Origin of the sequence: Boseongicola aestuarii (assembly GCF_900184815.1) — a bacterium.
Taxonomy (GTDB): Bacteria; Pseudomonadota; Alphaproteobacteria; order Rhodobacterales; family Rhodobacteraceae; genus Boseongicola; species Boseongicola aestuarii.
The window spans coordinates 448943-463390 of record NZ_FXXQ01000001.1 but is presented as its reverse complement, the minus strand read 5'-3'; the positions used below and the strand labels follow the sequence as shown (position 1 = coordinate 463390).

Here is a 14448-nt window from a genome sequence, read left to right as displayed (position 1 = left end):
TCAGGATTCAGCGGTCCAGAATTGTTGCGGCCATGATCGCCATTGCAACAAGTGGGAAGATCATGTCGGCAGCCGAGCCCGAAGACGCGGTGGATTCTTCGACAACAACCTCTGGTGCCATTACGGCTTCTTCTTCAACAGCAGCGTCGAGGCCGCCCGCACTTACGGAAGTGGCCATCATTGCCGCGATTGCAAAACCTGCAAAAGAGTTTTTCATTTCATGTCCCTAGTCGGTACTGAGCGACGAGAAGCTTCGACGTCATGTCTATTGTGTGCGATTTCTCGCATGGCCCCACCCTGGAACCATGGCGGTGTATCTATGACAGTGTTACGTCGCTTCAAAGATGTATCGTTGCGTCACAATACACCTGTCGAGATTTTGTGATAAATTTGTCGAATTGTATGGCGGTTCGCACTGATTTTGGGCGCAAAAAGCTCTCGGATCGATGCTCTTGCAGGTGAATGAGACCCTCGCTACAAAAACGTCCCTTGGGTGATTGGCTCAGTGGTAGAGCGGTTCGTTCACATTGAAGATGTCAGGAGGTCAAATCTCTTATCACCCACCATTGCAACGAGGCCGCGACAAATGCAGATGTTGCAAGATGTGAATGGCCTGACCGACGCGTTTTCCTGCGGAAAGCCGCTGGGTCAGTCGTTCGATTCTCTTGTCGCACACCAAGTTCAGGGCCGTCGGTATTTCAAGAATGACCACTTATCCCGAGATCTACGTTCTTCGTCACGTCGAAACGGTTTGGAACCGCGAGGGGCGCTGGCAGGGCAGTCTGGATTCCCCATTGACGGAAATGGGCCGGGCTCATGCTGTTGAAATGGGCGCACGGCTGGGGGCGGAAGGCGTTTCGGCGACGACGCATGTGGCGTGGTCCAGCCCTCAGGGTCGTGCGTTGAGGACCTGCGAACTGGCGTTGAAGCCCTTGGGGATCGGGGCCGAGCCTTGCGATGGGCTGCGCGAGATCGGGATCGGTGAGTGGACCGGGATGACACTTGACGAAATGCGGGCGGGTTGGCCGGATTTCAACCTGGGTGGATGGATTGACGTCTATTCCAAGGCTCCGGGCGGCGAAGGGTTCGAAGCCTTGTGGGAGCGCGCTGGTCTTATTCTTGCGCACCTGCGTCAGCCGACCATCATAGTAACCCATGGCATCACGTCCCGTATTCTGCGAACGCGCGCCATGGGCTTATCGCTGGCGGATATGGAAGATCTGCCGGGCGGGCAGGGTGTTATTCACCACATTCAAGACGGCGTGCATCGTACGTTTTGAGCTCTTGAGATCCAAGCTGTTCAAGGTGTTCTGCGAGACGCAACGCGTCGATTTCGCGCTCGACTTCCTGACACAGCGGGCCGCAGGGTTTGGGGCGGGAAAAGAGACGGGGCATTACCATGGTTCCGACTTCCTGATGGCGTTGAGGGTTGGTGGCAGTCCGATGTCTTTCGCGAGATGAGGATCGCGCAAGGCGGCCTCCATGCGCCGTGATGTGCGGTGGTTTCTGAGAGATGTTTTCATGCGATGTGTGATGCGGTGCATTACGTGGGCTATGGGGTGTTTCCTCTTGATTCGGAGCTTCTATTCAGTCAACTTACGACATCAAGTAAACTTGAGGTAAAGCGATTTTTTTCTTGAGAGGGCGAGATGGTCAAATCGAGCGATCTGAGCGTTGGGGAAATGGCGGAGCGGGCGGGCGTGCCGGTGTCCACGTTGCATTTCTATGAAGCGGAAGGACTGATCGAAAGTTGGCGCACTCCTGCCAATCATCGCCGCTATGACCGACGCGAATTGCGCCGCGTGGCGATCACGCGGATTGCGCAAAGCGTCGGGGTGCCTTTGGCAGAGATCAAGCTGGTTCTGGACGGCATTCCGCGCACGAAAGCCGTCAGTGCCAAGACCTGGGCTAGAGCTGCGGCCCCTTGGCAGGCGATGCTGGAAGAACGGATCGCGCTGATGACCCGGCTGAAGGATCAGATGGGATACTGTATCGGATGCGGGTGTTTGTCGCTGGAGAGCTGTCCGCTTTACAACAGTGCCGACACGCTTGGGCAAAACGGCCCCGGAGCACGGCGCTGGATCGGCAAACAAGATGAACGCGCCGAGATTTAGGAAGAAGTTGAAACCGAGGGTCTTGCGTTTTGATGAAACCGAATATACGACACGCGGCGTGGGTGATTAGCTCAGTTGGTAGAGCGCTTCGTTTACACCGAAGATGTCGGGAGTTCGAGCCTCTCATCACCCACCATTCACCGACCCGCTTTGTGAGAAACGCCCGCGTTGCGTGACGCGGGATTCACAGCCTCTGTTCAAAAATCGCGGTACCGGTCCTGTGCCGGATTTCCTAAGTGACTCTCAACGCATTTCATGTAGGAAGCCGCGAGTATGAGCTGGAACCCGGCACTTGATCCTGATTGCCCGACGGGTGATGCCATTGACGCAATCGAAACCGTGATCGTCCCGCGTGCGCGCGATCTGGGAGGATTTGAAGTGCGGCGCGCCTTGCCGGCGCCGCGGCGCCAAATGGTTGGACCGTTCATCTTTTTCGACCAGATGGGGCCGGCTGAACTCCTGCCGACCCGAGGGCTGGATGTGCGCCCTCATCCGCATGTCGGGCTTGCGACCATCAGTTATCTGTATCGCGGACGGATGCATCACCGCGACAGTCTGGGGACGGATTCATGGATCGAGCCGGGGGCTGTGAACTGGATGGTTGCGGGGCATGGGATTACCCATTCCGAGCGTACGGACGATGCGACTCAGGTGGATCCGATGCCGTTTTTCGGCATCCAGACATGGGTGGCTTTGCCGAAAGACCACGAAGACCGCGCGCCGATGTTCCAGCATGCGCGCAAAGATGCGCTGCCCTTGCTGGAAGGAGAAGGCAAGGAAGTGCGCCTGATTCTGGGATCCGCTTATGGTGAGACGGCCCCCGTTGAGGTGGCGTCCGAGATGTTTTACGCGGATGCGCTGCTTGACGCCGGTGCCAAGCTGCCGATGCCGGACAATCATGAAGATCGCGGTGTGTATGTGGTAAGCGGCTCGGTCGATGTGGCGGGGCAGACGTTTGAAACCGGTCAGATGATGGTGTTTCGCCCGGGCGACCGGGTAAGCGTGACGGCCGGCGCCCTGGGCGCGCGTTTGATGATGCTGGGAGGTGCGACCCTGGAAGGACCTCGCCATATCTGGTGGAATTTCGTGGCCTCTTCGAAGGAGCGCATCGAGGAGGCGAAAGAGGCCTGGAGGCGCGGCGACTGGGAAAGCAATCCCCGTTTCCAGTTGCCGCCCGGAGATGACGCTGAGTTCACGCCTTTGCCCGGGCGGTGAAGTTTAAGGGCTCTGCCCTCGCCACCTTTGGTGGCTCACCCGTGGTATTTTGGAAAGGATGAAGTCAGGTGCGTCAGCGTTTTCGCGCCACGACGAACCGGTTGTTCGTATTGGCCGCGTAGTATTCAGTCTCCAGAATATCAAAGCCTGCACCTGTGAAGGCGTTTTCAAGGGTGGTGTTGGTGAGGAACGCCACCTGGGGGGCTTTGCCGACAAGCTGCATCGCTTTGATGACGGGCCGCAGGTACCACTTTTTCCCGAGGCAGGGGGTTTTGGTGATAAGGAGTCCGCCGGGTTTCAGGACGCGGTTGGCCGCGGCAATGGCGGCGTTCAGATCAGGAACGAGATGGTAAAGGTTGAAGGCGAGAACGACGTCTTTGCTTTCGGCGGCGACGGCTTCAAGGTCTGCTTCTGCGACCATGAATTCGAGGCCTGCGACGGGATCGGCCGTCAGCTTTTCCTGCGCGATGGCGATCATTTCCTCGGCATAGTCGGTGCCGGTATAGTGCGAGACGGACGGCGCGAGCAAAATAGCGGTTGAGCCGGTGCCGCCGCCGACTTCGAGCACTTGGTCTTGGGGGCGCAGGTGGCGGCGGACATGTTCGAGGGTCTGTTCGTAGGCCGGCATGTTCGAGATGCGGTGCTTGGCGTACTTGCGCGCGATGCGGTTCCAGAAGTCGGCGTTGCTCATCGGTTGTTCTCCTTGATTGACTTGGTTTCGTACGAACGCCTGCGCATGGAAATTGCGGAAACGCGCAGGTATGCTATACGAATTTGCATGAATTGGCAGGCGGTAGACTTTGACTGGAACCAGGTGCGCGCCTTTTTGGCGACGCTTGAAGAAGGTTCGCTTTCGGCGGCGGCGCGGGCGTTGGGTTTGACGCAACCGACGCTGGGACGTCAGGTCGCGGCATTGGAGGCGCATCTGGAGGTGACCTTGTTTGAGCGGGCTGGACGGCAGTTGGTCCCGACGCCCGCTGCGTTGGAAGTCGCCGACCATGTGCGAGCCATGGGAGAAGCCGCGACGCGTTTGTCGCTGGCAGCCTCGGGACAGTCGCAGTCCGTGGAGGGCACGATCAAGATCACTGCCACCGAGTTGTATTCGGCCTATGTCCTGCCGGAATTCGTCGAGATATTGCATGCGAGCCATCCCGGTATTCTGATTGATATCGTTTCCACCAATTCCTTGAGTGATTTGCGACGCCGCGAGGCGGATATCGCGATCCGCAATGCCGAGCCGACCGATCCGGACCTGATTGCCCGCAAGATCAAGACCGAAACCGGCGGACTTTTTGCGACGAGTGACTTTGTTGCAGAACATGGTCCGTTTGACGCGCTTTCGGATCTTGCGGATACGCCATTGATTGGGTTCGGTGATACCAGCCAGTTTCTGGATACGCTGAAGGCACGCGGCGTGCCGATGACGGCAGCGAATGTGGTTGCGCGCTCGGAAAGTCACATCGTGCACTGGGAGTTGGCGCGACGCGGTCTGGGGCTTGGAATCAACGGATGGGACGTTGGAGTGAAGTTGCCGGACATGGTGCCGGTCTTGCGCGAAGCCTTGTCGTTCGAGTTTCCGGTCTGGCTGGTGGCGCCACGGGAGTTGCGGACGAACAGGCGCGTACGGATCGTATTCGACGCATTGGCGACGCATCTTTTGGCGCACAAGGTCGAGACGGACACCCTGAAACGCCGTGAGCGGTCCAAATCTGCTTGACGCGTTTGATGACTATCCCTAGAAGCGCGCGGGTTGGGTACGCGGTTGTAGCTCAGTTGGTTAGAGTACCGGCCTGTCACGCCGGGGGTCGCGGGTTCGAGCCCCGTCAACCGCGCCAACACATTCCCTTCACGATACTGCGAAAAACGCCGCCCCGGCGGCCGCCTAGAAATATGTAGCGTCCAGAGGGATATTGTTGATTGACGCGGGTGTGTGCCTCGCTTAGATCACCCCCATCGCGCGGTTGTAGCTCAGTTGGTTAGAGTACCGGCCTGTCACGCCGGGGGTCGCGGGTTCGAGCCCCGTCAACCGCGCCACTAAGACCTGTTCCGAAGGAAAGGTCAGAGTCAGTCGTTTTGAAAAAGCGGCGAAAGCATCTTCTTCCCTTGAAATCCCTGGCAACTGCCACGACGCTTATTTCCATGGCAGTATTTGATCATGGCGAAATCAAGATAGCCTATGACGTCGACGGGGCGGGGCCTCCGGTGTTGTTGTTGCACGGGTTTCCCCAGACGCGAGCGATGTGGGCACCGATTGCCGAGGGATTGGCGCAGGACTTCACGGTCATCACGGCAGACCTGCGGGGCTATGGGGCGTCGTCCAAGCCTGACGCTTTGCCGGATCTTTCGAACTACGCGTTTCGTGCGATGGCGGGCGATATGCTGGCACTGATGCGCGCGCTTGGCCACGAGCGGTTTCATCTGGTCGGGCATGACCGCGGCGCGCGGGTGGCGCATCGGTTGTCGCTGGATGCGCCGGATCATGTGATGTCCCTGACGGTGATGGACATCGTGCCGACCTATGATCTGCTGGCGCACTGGTCGTCTGATGTTTCCGCGGCGTATTTTCATTGGTCGTATCTGGCCCAGCCTCCGCCCTTCCCGGAGCACATGATCGGAGCCGACCCGGATCATTTCTATGAGGCCTGTCTGCTTGGCTGGGGCGGGGCGAAGGTATCGGATTTCGCGGCGATCGAGGCGTATCGTGAAGCTTGGCGCAAACCGGCGACGATTGCTGGCATGACGAATGATTACCGCGCGGCTTTGGTGGTTGACGTGACACATGACGCCGAGGACATCGGGCGACGATTTGCCGGTCCGGCTTTGGTGCTCTTTGGGGCTACTGGGGTAATGGGGCGCTTGTTCGATGTGCCGGGAACCTGGAGCGGGTGGCTGGAGGCCATGACCGCCGAGGCAATCCCCGGCGGTCATTTCTTTCCCGACCAGTCGCCAGAGGCGACGTTGGAGGCTTTGCGCCGGTTTCTAGGCGACGTCTAAGATGTAAGACGGTCCAGAATGCGCGCCCAGCTTCGGATACCTTTGTGGAAGCTGCGCACGTCATACTTTTCGTTGGGGCTGTGAAGGCCATCGTCTTCCAGACCAAAGCCGATCAGCATTGTGTCGATGTCGAGGATGTCCTGAAAATGTCCGGCAATTGGGATTGAACCGCCGCTGCCGATGAACGCTGCGGCTTTTGGGAATTCCTGAGACAGGGCTTCACGGGCTTTTTCGAAAGATGGATCGTCGGTTCTCATGACAGAAGCGGGCGAGCAGCCGTGATCGATGAACTCAACTTCGCAGTCGGCAGGCATTTGCGCCTGCACCATCGCGCGGAAATCCTTGCGGATCTTGGCTGGGTCCTGCGTGCCGACCAAGCGGAAGCTTATTTTCGTGCGCGCAATCGAAGGAAGGACGGTCTTGAAGCCGTCTCCGTTATAACCGCTTTGCATCCCGTTCACTTCGCAGGTCGGGCGGGACCAGATCATTTCAAGCACACTTCGGCCTTTTTCGCCTGCCGGAACCGAAAGACCGACATCGCCAAGGAAGCCTTCGGCGTCAAAGCCGAGCGCCTCCCATTGCGCCATGATATTCGGTTTGATCTCGGGGACGCCGTCGTAAAAGCCGGGAACGGTGACGCGGCCAGTGTCGTCGTGCAGGCTTGCGATGGTTTTCGCCAGAACGCGCGCCGGGTTCATCGCGGCACCGCCGTAGGCACCGGAATGGAGATCGCGGTCGGGGCCAGTGATGATCAGTTCCTCCCCGAGAAGACCACGCAGCATGGTGGTGATGCCAGGTGTTTCGCGGTCGAAAAGGCTGGTGTCGCTGATCAGCGCGATATCGGGTTTTGACAGTTCGTCGGCGTTTTCTTTCAGAAACGGCACAAGCGAAGGCGAGCCACATTCTTCTTCGCCTTCGAAGAAAAAGGTGACCTTGCAAGGCCAGGTGCCGGTGACGGCTTTCCAGGCGCGGCAGGCCTCGACGAAGGTCATGAACTGGCCTTTGTCATCGTTCGCACCGCGACCGCGGATTACTTTACCGTTTGGCGTGTCTTCGATCGCCGGATCAAAGGGATCGCGCTTCCAAAGGTTCAGCGGATCCACGGGCTGCACGTCGTAGTGGCCGTAAAACAAGAGGTGCGGCGCGCCTTCACCGACATGGCCGACAACCATCGGGTGACCTGTGGTCGGGCGGACTTCGGCGTCGACACCGATCGAAGCAAGGTCAGCCACCACCCATTCAGCAGCGCTGAGGCAGTCTTTCTTGTAGGCCGGGTCGGTCGAGATCGACGGGATGCGCAGCAACGTCATCAGACGTTCCAGCGCTTCTGGCAGGTCGTCATCGATACGGGCGAGAATGGTGTCGAGGCTCATGGGGCGGTCTCCGGTCTTTTGGGCTTGGCAGACGTTAGCAGGCCAGCGCTTGGCGTCCAGTCTGGTCTGACGCGGCCGCGGGCTATATGGTCGCAGGGAGTGCAAAAGGAGTGAGTGATGCGCGCGATCCTTTCGGTATTGGTGGTTTTGGGTTTGGCGAGTGGAGCAAGTGTGGCCGAGCCGATAGGCGGGCAGAGGGCGAGTCTTGAATTGTTCGACACGTCGGGAATTGGTTTGCAGCTATCGCAAAGCCTGTCTGAAAAAGAGCGCGCGACGATCACGACATTGATCCCGCTGATCGAGCAACAAACCGGGATGAAGGCCAAGTTTTACGGCGCATTGGCCTATGCGCCTGACGAAGGCCTGGTGAGCGAAGCCCTGCAGGGCGCGTTCAACTTCCACACTATCGAGGCCGCGGACCAAGCGGCGATTGCGGCCTGCATGACCGCAAAGCGCGCCACATCGGGCGAATGCCGTCTTGCGGCACGGATATTGCCGCCGGGATACCAAAAGCGTGCGGTCAGCCTGTCTCATGATGCAACACGGGTCTTTTTTGACCGCTATATCTTTCTGCGGGGGGCGAAGTTTTTTGCGGTTTCTCGTGCAACGGGCGCATGGGCCATGGCGCCGACTGAAAGTGCGGCGCTGGCGGCTTGCGCTCAGGACGCCAAGGGAGCGAACGATTGTGCTGTAATCGTCGAGGATTGATCTATGTCATCGCGGCAATTTGGACCTTGCCCTCAGACTGGCGGGTAACTTAGACCTGTTCCAAGTACGGAGACTGAAGACGTGGATTACAACAACCAGCTGGATGCGGCCCTGAACAAGCTGCACGAAGAAGGTCGCTATCGGACTTTCATCGACATCGAACGCACGCGCGGACAGTTTCCGCACGCCGTTCGGGTGCGCAAAGATGGAAGCAAGCAGCCCGTAACTGTCTGGTGTGGCAACGATTATCTTGGAATGGGTCAACACCCCGAAGTTCTGGCCGCAATGCACGAAGCGCTGGATGCGACCGGCGCGGGTTCTGGAGGCACACGCAATATTTCCGGTACGACAGTGTATCACAAGGCTCTGGAGGCCGAGCTTTCCGACCTTCACGGCAAGGAATCAGCTTTGCTGTTTACCTCGGCCTACATTGCCAATGACGCAACGTTATCCACACTGCCGAAACTGTTCCCCGGGCTGATAATTTACTCGGATGCCCTGAACCATGCCTCAATGATCGAAGGCATCCGCCGCAACGGTGGCGAGAAACGGATTTTCCGGCACAACGACCTCGCGCATCTGCGCCAGTTGCTTGAGGCGGATGATCCGGCGGCCCCCAAGCTGATCGCGTTCGAGTCGATCTATTCGATGGATGGCGATTTCGGCCCGATCAGGGAACTGTGCGATCTTGCCGATGAGTTCAACGCACTGACCTATCTCGATGAGGTTCATGCAGTCGGCATGTATGGTCCGCGCGGTGCCGGTGTTGCCGAGCGCGACGGGCTGATGCACCGCATCGACATCATCAACGGCACCCTCGGCAAAGCCTATGGCGTGCATGGTGGCTATATAGCGGCAAGTGAGAAAATGTGTGATGCTGTAAGGTCTTACGCGCCGGGCTTCATCTTCACGACCTCGTTGCCGCCTGCTGTGGCAGCAGGCGCAGCGGCCAGTATCCGGATCTTGAAGACGGATAAGAAGCGGCGCGAAGACCACCAGAGACAAGCCAGCATTCTGAAGCTGAGACTGAAGGGTTTGGGTCTGCCGATCATCGATCACGGCAGCCACATTGTGCCTGTCATCGTCGGAGATCCAGTGCATACGAAAATCCTCAGCGACATGCTTTTGGACAAGTTCGGCATTTACGTGCAGCCGATCAATTTTCCGACGGTTCCGCGCGGAACCGAGCGTTTGAGGTTCACGCCGTCACCGGTTCACGGGCCGCGTGAAATGGATGCAGTCGTCAATGCCATGGACGAACTTTGGTCGCATTGTGCGCTCAATCGCGCCGAACTCTCTGCGTAAGACTTATCCACAAGTGACCAGGTGCGAGGGGTGTGTTAACATTTTCGCATTATTCTCGTGACCGATTCTGCGGGTTACGGGGTGTGGACAGCGGTGAGATCAAATGGGGCAGGAAACATGAGCAGGCGTCCCGAGACGTCACAGGACGAAGAGCCGGCGAAACTGAGGGGTTTCGACGACTTTGACCTGTTGCTCGGCGATATCATGCGGGGCGAGCGCGCCACGCTTGGTAAGTCCCTGCTGGATGTTCAGCGCGAGTTGAAGATCAAGGCAAACTATATTTCGGCGATTGAAAACACAGACGCTTCGGCGTTCGAGACTCCCGGCTTCATTGCCGGATATGTGCGCTCTTACGCGCGCTACCTCGGCCTTGACCCTGAATGGGCGTTCAAGACCTTCTGCGAAGAAGGCAATTTCTCGGTTGCTCATGGCATGTCCGCGGACGCTTCGGTGCGGCGCAAGTCAAAGCCAGTCGCGAAAATCGGAGCTGCCAAGGGTGAAAAGAAGCCCGCGCATTTGCGTGATCCCTTTATTGAACCCAGCGTCAGTTACATGCCCAAGGGCGAGGCCGTATTTGCGGGTGTCGAACCGCGGGCCGTCGGTTCGGTCATGGTATTGATGGTGCTGATCGCAGGTATCGGTTTCGGTGGCTGGTCGGTCTTGCAGGAAGTGCAGAAAGTGCGGTTTACGCCGGTTGAGCAGACGCCCGAGGTCCTCGCCGAACTTGATCCGATGTCGCAGGTCGTGGCTTCTGCGGACACCGAGGGCGCGAGCCCTGATGTGACGGCCGGGCTTGTCACGGGAGCCGATAGCATTGACCGCTTGTCACGTCCTGAAGCGCTTGATGTGCCAGTGATGGTTGCGCGCGATGGTCCGATTGCGGCGATTGACCCGAACTCCTTCGGTGTGTTCGCACCGACACTTGATGCGCGTTTGGCAGCGAACGAGCCACCGCGTCCTGACAATCTGCCGTTTGCCGTTCCCGGCGATACCAACGCCCTGGCCGCGAACCTGGCCGCCGGTCTTGAGACAGATGATTTGCTGCCATCGGTGCAGGTCGTCCAGATCGCTTCGCCGACACTGTCCCTGTTCGCTGTGCGCCCGTCCTGGGTGCGGGTGACAGGCGCCGACGGCACGGTGATTTTCGAGAAGATCCTCGACGCGGGCGAACAGTTTGAATTGCCGACAACAGAAGAACCCGCAACCTTGCGTGCCGGCAACGCGGGGTCGCTCTATTTCGCGGTGAACGGCGCGACCTATGGTCCCGCAGGGTCCGGGCCTCAGGTCGTCAAGAACGTTTCTCTTGCGCGGGATGCAATCCTTTCGACGTATCAAGTGGCTGATATTGAGGGCGATTCCGACTTGGCGCGTTTCGTTTCCGTCGCCGCAGCGGCGGCGTCGAACTGACACCGGAATGATTGCCAGCGCCGCGCGCTTTGCCTATCTATAGTGGAACCTACCCATCAAGAGGCAGCCTCATGTCGCTGAACCACGTGCGCCCATGGCGTAACATCTATCGCCGCAAGTCCCGCCAGATTCATGTGGGCAACGTGCCTGTGGGTGGTGATGCGCCGATCACGGTGCAAACCATGACGAACACGGCGACGACCGATATCAAGGCCACAATCGAACAAATTCAGCGCGCAGTTGATGTGGGTGTCGATATTGTGCGCGTGTCGACGCCCGACGCTGCCTCGACGGCGGCGTTGAAGGAGATCGTGCGCGAAAGCCCCGTACCGATCGTGGCGGATATTCATTTTCATTACAAACGTGCGATCGAAGCGGCAGAGGCAGGGGCGGCGTGTTTGCGGATCAATCCGGGCAACATCGGCGACGAAAGCCGTGTGAAGGAAGTGATCAAGGCGGCGAAGGATCATGGCTGTTCCATCCGGATCGGTGTGAATGCCGGATCGCTTGAAAAGCATCTTCTGGATAAATATGCCGAGCCGTGTCCCGAAGCCATGGTGGAAAGCGGTCTGGATCACATCAAGATCCTGGAAGACAACGATTTTCACGAATTCAAAATCAGTTGCAAGGCGTCGGATGTGTTCCTGGCGGCGGCGGCGTATCAGGCCTTGGCGGATGCCACGGATGCCCCGATCCATCTTGGGATTACCGAGGCGGGCGGTCTGATGTCGGGGACGATCAAATCCGCGATCGGCCTGGGCAATCTCTTGTGGATGGGAATCGGGGACACGATCCGGGTGAGCCTTTCGGCGGATCCGGTCGAGGAAGTGAAGGTCGGTTATGAAATCCTGAAGTCACTGGGTTTGCGGCATCGCGGTGTGAATATCATTTCATGCCCGTCCTGCGCGCGGCAGGGGTTCGATGTGATCAAGACCGTAGAGACTTTGGAGAAACGACTGGAGCACATCAAGACCCCGATGAGCCTGTCGATCATAGGGTGCGTGGTGAACGGACCGGGCGAAGCCTTGATGACGGATGTCGGGTTTACCGGCGGTGGGGCCGGCTCGGGGATGGTGTATCTGGCCGGCAAGCAAAGCCACAAGCTTTCCAACGAAGCGATGGTCGATCACATCGTCGAGCAGGTTGAAAAGAAGGCAGCTGAAATCGAGGCGTCACAAGCCGTTGAGGCCGCCGAGTAACACCGCCCGTGTCTACGGGTATTTGAAAAAGGGTGAAGGCCGCGGCGGTCAGCCCTGATTTTGCCGTTCGCTTGCGATGACCTGGCGCATCTGGTTCAGTTCAAGAAAGCCGCGCACGAAGGTAACGCCCATGATGAAGCTAGGCGTTCCCTGGATTTGGAGGCGTGCCGCCAGATCGCGGTTTGCGTCGATGATCCGGGTGATGTCTTCGTTGTCCATTTCGGCGCGGATGTCATCGTGGTCGAAGTTCTGATCCTCCGAAAGACGCACCAGCGTCTGCGGCGTCAGGCCACCGCGCAGGAGCATCAGTTCGTCGTGGATGATCTTGTAAGCGTCGTCGCCGTAGAGGTTCTTTACGGCAATGGCATAGCGGGAGCCAAGCACCGATGCGTCGCCCAGGATGGGGAATTCCTTTACAATGAAGCGGATATTGCCGTCGCCGGCGATGAGCTCCTCGACGGCGGGGAAGGCGCGTTTGCAGAAGCTGCATTGATAATCGAGGAATTCAACAACAGTGATATCGCCGTCCGGATTGCCTCCGACATAGCTGAAACCGTCGTTAAAAATCTCTTCTCCGTAGTTTTCGAGCAAAGCAACGTCGGCTTGTGCGGCGTCCTGCGCGCGGCGTTCTTCCAAGACGGCGATGGCTTCCATCAGCACTTCTGGATTGTCGAGGAGGTAGGCCCGGACTTCGGCGCGAAACGCGTCGCGCTCGCCGTCGGTCATTGCGTCGATGTCCGTGGCAGACGCGGGCAGGGCGGTGGCAAGGCAAAGGGCGCTTGTCATCAGGAAAGTGCGAAACATGAGATCTCCTCGGAAAAATGTTGCGGCACAAGACCATGCAGCACCCGGCAATGGCAAGGTGTTCACTAAGATTTGTACCAGCTTCGGGCATTGACGCCACGTTGCGGAGGCGGCAGTCACGAGGTTCAGCAGATCTGAAAGGAACGGGTACGATGCGCTTGTCACGTCGCTCGAATGTGGACCCTTTTATTGTGATGGATGTGATGGAGGCCGCTTCGCAAGCCGAGGCTTCCGGGCGTCATATCATTCACATGGAAGTCGGTCAGCCCGGCACTGCGGCCCCGGCGGGGGCGCGGGCGGCCCTGGCCAAAGCGATGGAAGAGGGTCCACTTGGGTATACCGTGGCGCTTGGGCTGCCCGCTTTGCGCGCGAGGATCGCGCATCTCTACGCAGAGCGTCACGGGGTTAAGCTTGATCCGGCGCGGGTCATTGTGACGTCCGGGTCATCGGCGGGGTTCTTGCTGGCCTTTACGGCCTTGTTCGACGCGGGCGAACGCGTGGCTCTTGGGGCGCCGGGGTATCCGTCGTATCGCCAGATTTTGCGCGCCTTGAGTCTTGAGCCGGTCGATATCCAGACACGCGTCGAGGACCGCTATCAGCCGGTGGCGGCCGATTTGCCCGGTGATATTGCCGGATTGATCGTAGCGTCTCCGGCAAATCCATCCGGCACCATGCTGGATCGCGCGGCGATGACGGCGCTGATTGAGGCCTGTACTGCGCGGGGGGCTGCGTTCGTTTCGGACGAGATTTACCACGGGATCGAGTATGAGCGGCAGGCGGTGTCCGCACTTGAGATCACGGATGAGGCTTATGTGATAAACTCGTTTTCGAAATACTATTCGATGACCGGGTGGCGTGTTGGCTGGATGGTCGTTCCTGAAGCGCATGTGCGCACAGTCGAGCGGTTGGCTCAGAACATGTTTATTTGTCCGCCCCATGCATCGCAGATCGCGGCGTTGGCGGCGATGGAATGCGGGGACGAGTTGGAGGCCAATCTGAACGTCTATGCGAGGAACCGCGCGATGATGCTTGAGCGGTTGCCGCGGGCAGGCTTTGATCGGATCGCGCCGCCGGATGGGGCGTTTTACGTTTATGCCGACGTGAGCGCGATCACGGATGACGCGCTTGGGCTGGCACGCGATATTCTGGACAAGGCGGGGGTGTCGGTTACGCCGGGTCTGGATTTCGACAAGGTGCGGGGCGCGCAGACACTTCGGTTTTCCTATGCGCGCTCGACGTCGGACATTGACGAAGGGCTGTCGCGGCTGGAGGCCTATATGCGCGCGGCGGGCCACGTGAGTTGAAAAGCCTTTGGCGGTTCGCGGCTGT

At 58.8% G+C, this 14448-nt stretch carries 14 protein-coding genes and 4 tRNA genes; 14 read left to right on the top strand and 4 right to left on the bottom strand.

What is annotated here, in order from left to right; translation table 11 throughout:
* Positions 1–7 precede the first annotated feature (7 nt).
* Positions 8–217 carry a hypothetical protein gene (locus tag BOA8489_RS02275; protein ID WP_093972329.1) on the bottom strand — a complete coding sequence of 70 codons (210 nt, stop codon included), beginning with the start codon at positions 215–217 and terminating at the stop codon, positions 8–10.
* A gap of 274 nt (positions 218–491) precedes the next feature.
* Here BOA8489_RS02275 and BOA8489_RS02270 point away from each other — a divergent pair.
* The 5 genes from BOA8489_RS02270 to BOA8489_RS02250 all read left to right on the top strand — a co-directional run bounded on the left by BOA8489_RS02270 (position 492) and on the right by BOA8489_RS02250 (position 3329).
* A tRNA-Val gene (locus BOA8489_RS02270) sits at positions 492–566 on the top strand.
* Positions 567–704: 138 nt separating this feature from the next.
* Positions 705–1280: a histidine phosphatase family protein gene (locus tag BOA8489_RS02265; protein ID WP_093972328.1), complete on the top strand. Its 576-nt coding sequence runs from the start codon at positions 705–707 to the stop codon at positions 1278–1280.
* A gap of 369 nt (positions 1281–1649) precedes the next feature.
* Complete coding sequence (gene soxR / locus BOA8489_RS02260; protein ID WP_245813627.1) at positions 1650–2114, top strand: redox-sensitive transcriptional activator SoxR; 465 nt, start codon at positions 1650–1652, stop codon at positions 2112–2114.
* Positions 2115–2174: 60 nt separating this feature from the next.
* Positions 2175–2250: transfer RNA gene (locus BOA8489_RS02255), tRNA-Val, on the top strand.
* Between the two features lie 137 nt (positions 2251–2387).
* Positions 2388–3329 (top strand): pirin family protein, encoded by a 942-nt coding sequence (locus BOA8489_RS02250; protein WP_093972327.1) that lies wholly within the window; start codon positions 2388–2390, stop codon positions 3327–3329.
* 73 nt (positions 3330–3402) lie between these two features.
* Here BOA8489_RS02250 and BOA8489_RS02245 read toward each other — a convergent pair whose 3' ends face one another.
* Entirely contained in the window at positions 3403–4020 is a 618-nt protein-coding gene (locus tag BOA8489_RS02245; RefSeq protein ID WP_093972326.1) for a class I SAM-dependent methyltransferase, read from the bottom strand.
* A gap of 87 nt (positions 4021–4107) precedes the next feature.
* Here BOA8489_RS02245 and BOA8489_RS02240 point away from each other — a divergent pair, with 87 nt between their 5' ends.
* The 4 genes from BOA8489_RS02240 to BOA8489_RS02225 all read left to right on the top strand — a co-directional run bounded on the left by BOA8489_RS02240 (position 4108) and on the right by BOA8489_RS02225 (position 6323).
* Positions 4108–5046: a LysR family transcriptional regulator gene (locus BOA8489_RS02240; RefSeq protein ID WP_093972500.1), complete on the top strand. Its 939-nt coding sequence runs from the start codon at positions 4108–4110 to the stop codon at positions 5044–5046.
* A 41-nt stretch (positions 5047–5087) separates the two neighbouring features.
* Positions 5088–5164: transfer RNA gene (locus tag BOA8489_RS02235), tRNA-Asp, on the top strand.
* Between the two features lie 122 nt (positions 5165–5286).
* A tRNA-Asp gene (locus tag BOA8489_RS02230) sits at positions 5287–5363 on the top strand.
* Between the two features lie 105 nt (positions 5364–5468).
* The gene (locus tag BOA8489_RS02225) at positions 5469–6323 is read left to right on the top strand and encodes an alpha/beta fold hydrolase (protein ID WP_093972499.1); all 855 of its coding nucleotides are present in this window, start codon (positions 5469–5471) and stop codon (positions 6321–6323) included.
* Here BOA8489_RS02225 and BOA8489_RS02220 read toward each other — a convergent pair.
* Positions 6320–7696 (bottom strand): M20/M25/M40 family metallo-hydrolase, encoded by a 1377-nt coding sequence (locus BOA8489_RS02220; protein WP_093972325.1) that lies wholly within the window; start codon positions 7694–7696, stop codon positions 6320–6322. The genes BOA8489_RS02225 and BOA8489_RS02220 overlap by 4 nt on opposite strands.
* A gap of 117 nt (positions 7697–7813) precedes the next feature.
* On the opposite strand from BOA8489_RS02220, the gene BOA8489_RS02215 reads away from it, so the two are divergent.
* The 4 genes from BOA8489_RS02215 (at position 7814) to ispG (ending at position 12315) form a co-directional block, all read left to right on the top strand.
* A complete protein-coding gene (locus BOA8489_RS02215) occupies positions 7814–8404 on the top strand; it encodes a hypothetical protein (protein ID WP_093972324.1) in 591 nt (196 codons plus the stop codon).
* Positions 8405–8485: 81 nt separating this feature from the next.
* A complete protein-coding gene (hemA, locus tag BOA8489_RS02210) occupies positions 8486–9709 on the top strand; it encodes a 5-aminolevulinate synthase (protein WP_093972323.1) in 1224 nt (407 codons plus the stop codon).
* 117 nt (positions 9710–9826) lie between these two features.
* Positions 9827–11116 carry a helix-turn-helix domain-containing protein gene (locus BOA8489_RS02205; RefSeq protein WP_093972322.1) on the top strand — a complete coding sequence of 430 codons (1290 nt, stop codon included), beginning with the start codon at positions 9827–9829 and terminating at the stop codon, positions 11114–11116.
* A 71-nt stretch (positions 11117–11187) separates the two neighbouring features.
* On the top strand, positions 11188–12315 hold the full coding sequence (gene ispG, locus BOA8489_RS02200) for a flavodoxin-dependent (E)-4-hydroxy-3-methylbut-2-enyl-diphosphate synthase (protein WP_093972321.1): 1128 nt from the start codon (positions 11188–11190) through the stop codon (positions 12313–12315).
* Between the two features lie 48 nt (positions 12316–12363).
* On the opposite strand, the gene BOA8489_RS02195 is transcribed toward ispG, so the two are convergent.
* The gene (locus BOA8489_RS02195; RefSeq protein ID WP_093972320.1) at positions 12364–13119 is read right to left on the bottom strand and encodes a DsbA family protein; all 756 of its coding nucleotides are present in this window, start codon (positions 13117–13119) and stop codon (positions 12364–12366) included.
* Positions 13120–13271: 152 nt separating this feature from the next.
* On the opposite strand from BOA8489_RS02195, the gene BOA8489_RS02190 reads away from it, so the two are divergent.
* Positions 13272–14423, top strand: a complete 1152-nt coding sequence (locus tag BOA8489_RS02190) for a pyridoxal phosphate-dependent aminotransferase (RefSeq protein ID WP_093972319.1) — start codon at positions 13272–13274, stop codon at positions 14421–14423.
* Positions 14424–14448: the final 25 nt, after the last annotated feature.

What these genes read in the sequence shown, in the direction of transcription:
- BOA8489_RS02275 (WP_093972329.1), bottom strand. Translation starts at nt 217, where the DNA reads ATGAAAAACTCTTTTGCAGGTTTTGCAATCGCGGCAATGATGGCCACT.
- BOA8489_RS02265 (WP_093972328.1), top strand. Translation starts at nt 705, where the DNA reads ATGACCACTTATCCCGAGATCTACGTTCTTCGTCACGTCGAAACGGTT.
- soxR (WP_245813627.1), top strand. Translation starts at nt 1,650, where the DNA reads ATGGTCAAATCGAGCGATCTGAGCGTTGGGGAAATGGCGGAGCGGGCG.
- BOA8489_RS02250 (WP_093972327.1), top strand. Translation starts at nt 2,388, where the DNA reads ATGAGCTGGAACCCGGCACTTGATCCTGATTGCCCGACGGGTGATGCC.
- BOA8489_RS02245 (WP_093972326.1), bottom strand. Translation starts at nt 4,020, where the DNA reads ATGAGCAACGCCGACTTCTGGAACCGCATCGCGCGCAAGTACGCCAAG.
- BOA8489_RS02240 (WP_093972500.1), top strand. Translation starts at nt 4,108, where the DNA reads ATGAATTGGCAGGCGGTAGACTTTGACTGGAACCAGGTGCGCGCCTTT.
- BOA8489_RS02225 (WP_093972499.1), top strand. Translation starts at nt 5,469, where the DNA reads ATGGCAGTATTTGATCATGGCGAAATCAAGATAGCCTATGACGTCGAC.
- BOA8489_RS02220 (WP_093972325.1), bottom strand. Translation starts at nt 7,696, where the DNA reads ATGAGCCTCGACACCATTCTCGCCCGTATCGATGACGACCTGCCAGAA.
- BOA8489_RS02215 (WP_093972324.1), top strand. Translation starts at nt 7,814, where the DNA reads ATGCGCGCGATCCTTTCGGTATTGGTGGTTTTGGGTTTGGCGAGTGGA.
- BOA8489_RS02205 (WP_093972322.1), top strand. Translation starts at nt 9,827, where the DNA reads ATGAGCAGGCGTCCCGAGACGTCACAGGACGAAGAGCCGGCGAAACTG.
- ispG (WP_093972321.1), top strand. Translation starts at nt 11,188, where the DNA reads ATGTCGCTGAACCACGTGCGCCCATGGCGTAACATCTATCGCCGCAAG.
- BOA8489_RS02195 (WP_093972320.1), bottom strand. Translation starts at nt 13,119, where the DNA reads ATGTTTCGCACTTTCCTGATGACAAGCGCCCTTTGCCTTGCCACCGCC.
- BOA8489_RS02190 (WP_093972319.1), top strand. Translation starts at nt 13,272, where the DNA reads ATGCGCTTGTCACGTCGCTCGAATGTGGACCCTTTTATTGTGATGGAT.